At 39.3% G+C, this 4,866-nt stretch carries 9 protein-coding genes; 1 reads left to right on the top strand and 8 read right to left on the bottom strand.

Going from position 1 to position 4,866, the window contains the following annotated elements; all coding sequences use genetic code 11:
* Positions 1-235 (top strand): tyrosine-type recombinase/integrase (locus tag JO375_RS17185; protein ID WP_229525610.1); only part of this gene is annotated, 235 nt, incomplete at its 5' end.
* Positions 236-1,097: 862 nt separating this feature from the next.
* On the opposite strand, the gene JO375_RS17180 is transcribed toward JO375_RS17185, so the two are convergent.
* The 8 genes from JO375_RS17180 to JO375_RS17150 form a co-directional block, all read right to left on the bottom strand.
* On the bottom strand, positions 1,098-1,808 hold the full coding sequence (locus JO375_RS17180) for a LytTR family DNA-binding domain-containing protein (protein ID WP_229525609.1): 711 nt from the start codon (positions 1,806-1,808) through the stop codon (positions 1,098-1,100).
* 10 nt (positions 1,809-1,818) lie between these two features.
* Positions 1,819-1,941 (bottom strand): hypothetical protein, encoded by a 123-nt coding sequence (locus tag JO375_RS24595; RefSeq protein WP_267497740.1) that lies wholly within the window; start codon positions 1,939-1,941, stop codon positions 1,819-1,821.
* Positions 1,938-2,459 (bottom strand): accessory gene regulator ArgB-like protein, encoded by a 522-nt coding sequence (locus JO375_RS17175; protein WP_229525608.1) that lies wholly within the window; start codon positions 2,457-2,459, stop codon positions 1,938-1,940. Before JO375_RS17175 ends, JO375_RS24595 begins: the two co-directional genes overlap by 4 nt.
* Positions 2,410-3,126 carry a DUF4748 domain-containing protein gene (locus tag JO375_RS17170; RefSeq protein WP_229525607.1) on the bottom strand — a complete coding sequence of 239 codons (717 nt, stop codon included), beginning with the start codon at positions 3,124-3,126 and terminating at the stop codon, positions 2,410-2,412. The genes JO375_RS17175 and JO375_RS17170 overlap by 50 nt, the downstream gene beginning before the upstream one ends.
* A gap of 62 nt (positions 3,127-3,188) precedes the next feature.
* Entirely contained in the window at positions 3,189-3,524 is a 336-nt protein-coding gene (locus JO375_RS17165; protein ID WP_229525606.1) for a YolD-like family protein, read from the bottom strand.
* A gap of 118 nt (positions 3,525-3,642) precedes the next feature.
* Entirely contained in the window at positions 3,643-4,059 is a 417-nt protein-coding gene (locus JO375_RS17160) for a type II toxin-antitoxin system HicB family antitoxin (RefSeq protein ID WP_229525605.1), read from the bottom strand.
* Positions 4,060-4,082: 23 nt separating this feature from the next.
* Positions 4,083-4,274, bottom strand: coding sequence for a type II toxin-antitoxin system HicA family toxin (locus JO375_RS17155; protein WP_229525604.1), 192 nt, complete (start codon positions 4,272-4,274; stop codon positions 4,083-4,085).
* Positions 4,275-4,637: 363 nt separating this feature from the next.
* The coding region (locus JO375_RS17150) for a hypothetical protein (protein WP_229525603.1) at positions 4,638-4,866 on the bottom strand (229 nt) is incomplete at its 5' end.

The raw sequence follows: 4,866 nt of genomic DNA, 5'->3' as shown, positions 1-4,866 counted from the left end.
TGCTTTTTCCCGGATTTTAAAGCGGGCAAAATTACCGTCTCTTCCTATCCATTCTTTACGACATACTCATGCGGTCCTGTTGCTTGAAGCTGGAGCTACCATGAAGTATGTACAGGAAAGACTTGGGCATGGAGGCATCCAAATAACAGCTGACGTCTATGCACATATCTCAAAAAAAATAGAGATGAATAGCATCAAGAAATATGAATCTTTTACCGAAAGTCTACTTCAATAATTATTTTTTTGTGGGGAATTTGTGGGGAAAACTAGGTAGTGCTAAAAAACTGATGGATTACCCACAAAAGCAAAAATCCCTCAGCGCTTAGAGCGCCAAGGGATTTCCCATTTTAATACAGCGTCAGATATTGATTACGTTCCCACTGGTGAACCTGTGTGCGATTTATGTGCGAATTTATCATTTCATCTTTTTGTTTATTAGGATAACGATTTACAGAACATTTCATCAGATCATTGTTCGTAATCTTTCATAGTTTTTCATGAGTTGGGGGACGTTCGGGGGACGTTTAGGGGGATGACTTTAAGGCCGGTGTACGGGGCAGATGTGAATCATTCTGCCCCGTTTTGCATACTACTTTACGAAAGTGAATTCATGAATCCACGAAGGAGCTTCTACTATTACAACGATGGGCAGGGTAATCCCTAATACTTGAAGCATGGATAAGATATAAATTTCAGCATTCTCTTTTTTTATGTCCCATTTAATCTTCAATCTGTGTGTCTGCATTGATACACTCCTTATGTCTGTTTCTTTACTGTTGATTCTTTATCCTGTATACTCACGATGAACATTTTTTCCTGTGGGACTCATTTGGCATCCCTGCCAGGATAGCCAACCCACATTTAGGCGCCTCTCTTTGGGAGGCGTTTTTTTCACATCCTTCCCCGTAACAGGAACTTGTGTTCTTGTTATTCTATTTTTTTGAATCTCTTACCCCTTTTATATCAACTATCATGTTATGACGTAAAGGGGAAAAATGTCGTATGATGTCGATTCGATTTGCGCTATCCTAGGGTAGATTGATATTGACAATAAAGATAAGATATGATAATAAAACCCGACTATAGGCCGGGTTTAGTCATTTTCTTAATATTTTCTTTAATGCCCTGTGCTTTGGTTTGGATATTGGACACGTATAATCCGTGTCTTTAAAAGTCACTGTGATGCCAAAACTGTGTTCATCAAACCCAGCTACCTTGGATACATTTATGAGGTGGCTTGGAGTGGCCGGGTAAAGATAGGGGAATGCTCCTTGGCAGTGACGCATGGTAAGAGCAACCACATAAAATCCGCCAGCATGATATAAACGCGGCACATGATAATTCTTTTTGGGGTCCCACATATCTAAAAAAAAGATATCTTTAGTGGGATAAAGTCCGGCTTTAGAATTACACGTACCGATAATGAAACGCTGATCATCTGGACGCTTATTTGCGGCTTCCATTAATTCGGTCAATACAACCGAATTGAGTTTATTAACGCTGGTATGTTTATCGCCTCTAAAATAAACCTTACCACCATATTCGCCTGTTTCTGATCTGGAGACATTTTTTAAATTAACCAAGTTCCCTGAGTCCAAGCTAATAAAATCGGGGAATCCATCAGCGAATTCCCCGTGTGTTGTAGGAGCGGTGAAGTTTCCATCTGTTGTAATGAAGAAGGGTATTTCATAATTGGACTTCGGTATCCATCTCTCTACACACACTAAGTCATTTTCAAAAAATGAATACCTATTTCCAAAGTCCCCACTTGAAAGTATCTCGGGTGCAAAAATTTGTCTGTTTTCCATATAGGTATGTTCATTTCTTTTTTAATTCTTGTGGTACAGGCATTGCGCCTACTAATGTTTTTTCTGATCTGGAAGATTTTCCTGCATCGTTAACTAACAATTTAGATACAAGACGCGCGATACTCTTTTTCATTGTTGCTCACCTCCCTTCCAGGGTAACAACAGAACAGCCTGAGCAGTAAAAGAAAGAGCAATTATAGGGGATTGGATAATAAAATTAGTTAGAACAATAGCTATGGAAATCCATTTTAAATACGGATCTAATCCCGAAGGATTAAGGTCCTTAGATTTGCGAGGGGCCATACAAAGAACAATTGCTGTTGATATGGCCGTAAGAAGTAACATGCCATCATGTCCCAAATGTATCAAAGGAATTGCTGCGAAAAGTGCAGCCGAAAAAATAGCACAAACTGTTAAAGATCGAAAATGCAATCCTCCCGAGAACTTTCTAAGCACGACAAAACTAAAAAAAGCCAAGAGGGCGTTAATGACATCACCTAGTAACCACCCAAACAGGATCGTTAGAATTAACCCCGAATACCAATTAAGTTTTATACCTATTGCGTAGGCCAACACCTCAACACTGCCGGGTCCATCCGGATCAACTCTTTTTAATTCGTTCGCGATACGCCTCGATAGCCTTTCTAGCATCCTCTTCATCACTCCTTTTGGAGAAGATATAAGAAAGGGCAAAAGTGAATATAGACACCAGCAATATTGCAAGCGGATTTAAATAATACAAAAGTATTACTCCCAAACTTATCGTTACCATCGAAAACAAAGTGCTTATTAAGACCAATTTATTTTCTTTAGTGTTATAGTCTTCCCTCCAAATGAAATCATGTGGTGGGGCGACTATGAAAGAAAACCCTGTGACATATAACTTTAAAAGCGCTGCAATGAGGTAAATAATAAGTATTGATGACCCTTGTAACAGAAATACTTGAAGTGTAGCATTCTCCTTTAGAACGTTTAATTGCATTATGTCAAAGAAGTTATACACATAAAAAATAGCCATTTGTATAGTAGCATAAGCACTTATGGCAGCTCCCAATACAAAAGCAGACAAGTGCAATTTTATTTTTAACCCTACACGAAAAAAAATTGAAAATAGTGCGTACTGCAAAGGTAAGTCCAATCTAGGTATGTTTAGTACAATCCTCATTAAAAAGGATACAAGAGAAATAACTACAGCAAAAAGGATAATCTTATACTTATAGTTTTTTATGGGGAGCATGTACAAAGCTAAAGGGAACACAAGAATAGCAAGTGCATCAAAGACCCCCATAATTATATAGAACAAATTGGTTAACACCATACACCACCCTATATTTAAGTTATCTTAATTATATAGCGGTGTATTGGGTAATCAAGGTGATTTTACACATTTACCGATATAATATCCTCTAACTTAATCCAACTAAAATCATCCTCGCCGCGAGACAGCTTCACTTCACGTCTAGCTGTGTTTACGGAAGTGACCACGCCTGTCATAGTCGTATCGTCGAACGGATCAAATACAGCAACCGTGACCTCTGTACGGCGATTGTATGAGTCTATAAGTGCTCTCTCGATCAAGCGCGTTTCCTGGTCATCAAGTTCCGGCTTGCTGCGCCGCTGTTCCTCTTTCATAAGACGCAATATCCCCTCTCTATGTTCTGGGATAATAATGCGGCTGCTCTCCCAAAATCCATTACCTTCAAGCTTTTTACCCATGGTGTTACCTCCTAGGTGTATTATGTAGAAATTATAAACCGAACATATGTTCTGTACAAGATTTTATTTTGCCAGCATACAAAAAAATAAACCCCGGATTGCTCCGAGGCTTAACTTGTTATTTCTTACGTTCGCTTACGCCGAGATATTCCTTCAGCGCATCCTGCAGAATATGTGAGTAATTAACCTTATTCTCCGCAGCCAGATCATCGAGCCATTGCGGTATAGTCAGTGTCTTCTTGACAGCTTTATTTGCCATCTTATCGCGGAATGGCGGCATCCATACGTCAACTAGCACCACGGACTGGTTAGGCTCTGTCTCAACATCAGGAACACGAGAAGGTTCTGGAATAACATCACCATCCACTTCCATTCCGTATAGATGTAGCGCAAGGCAATCTTTGGCCATATATAACGCTTCTCCATCGGTATCTCCACATGTAAATGCCCCGGGTAAGTCTGGGAAACTGACCGAAATGCCATCGTCTGCGTAATCGAATATAGCCGGATATACGTAACGGCTTTTAATTTCCATATATAAACCTCCTTTAGGAGGAGCTATTTAAGCCCCGCCTGTTTGAGAATACTTTCAATTGTCTTTTTCGGCAAGTCTTTGTTAGGATGTGGTATCGTAACCTTGCCGGGCTTCGTCGGGTGTTTGAACTGGTAATGATCACCCGAAGCTCTTATGTAGTACCAGCCATCCGCTTTTATTATTTTCATCAATTCTCTTGATGAATAACCTTTCATAGCACCTCTTCCTTATGTATTTATAATAACACGTATTATGATACGTGTCAATAATTTTGTACGTGTTTTTGTACGTGTGATTCTGAACTTATAGCTAACACAAAAAAAGCTCTGCCGACCATAAGGTTAGCAGATTGATACTATCCCATTCGTATTCGCCAATTGCATCAGCAGCATCTTTCAGATGGACATTTTGCCATGGTTGATATTGGAGCATGGTGAGTTAAATTTGACGCGCCTTCGTTTGAAGCAAGGTGTATGTAAATATCATCCCTCTTTATTCAGATAGGTTAATTACACAAAAAAGCTCACTCCCATTTTATCGTTAAAGGAGCAAGCTCGGTTCGTATTCTTGAAGTTACTTTATGATTCAAATGTCATCTTATCGGGAAATATACCACCTTCTTTAACGAAGCAACGTGCCATCCGCTGTGCAGCCCTATCAAAATAAAATTTGTTTGAATGACTTGAATCTGGTAAAGGTTCGATTTCAGAGAACAGCTTAGTATCCTTGTTTAATTGAATTTTCCCCATAGTGTGTTCGTTTGGACCATATCTATAAATAACTACTCTCTCATCTTCATTTTCTTTC

Origin of the sequence: Paenibacillus farraposensis (assembly GCF_020736845.1) — a bacterium.
Lineage (GTDB): Bacteria > Bacillota > Bacilli > Paenibacillales > Paenibacillaceae > Paenibacillus > Paenibacillus farraposensis.
This window is presented reverse-complemented; position numbering and strand designations above follow the sequence as displayed.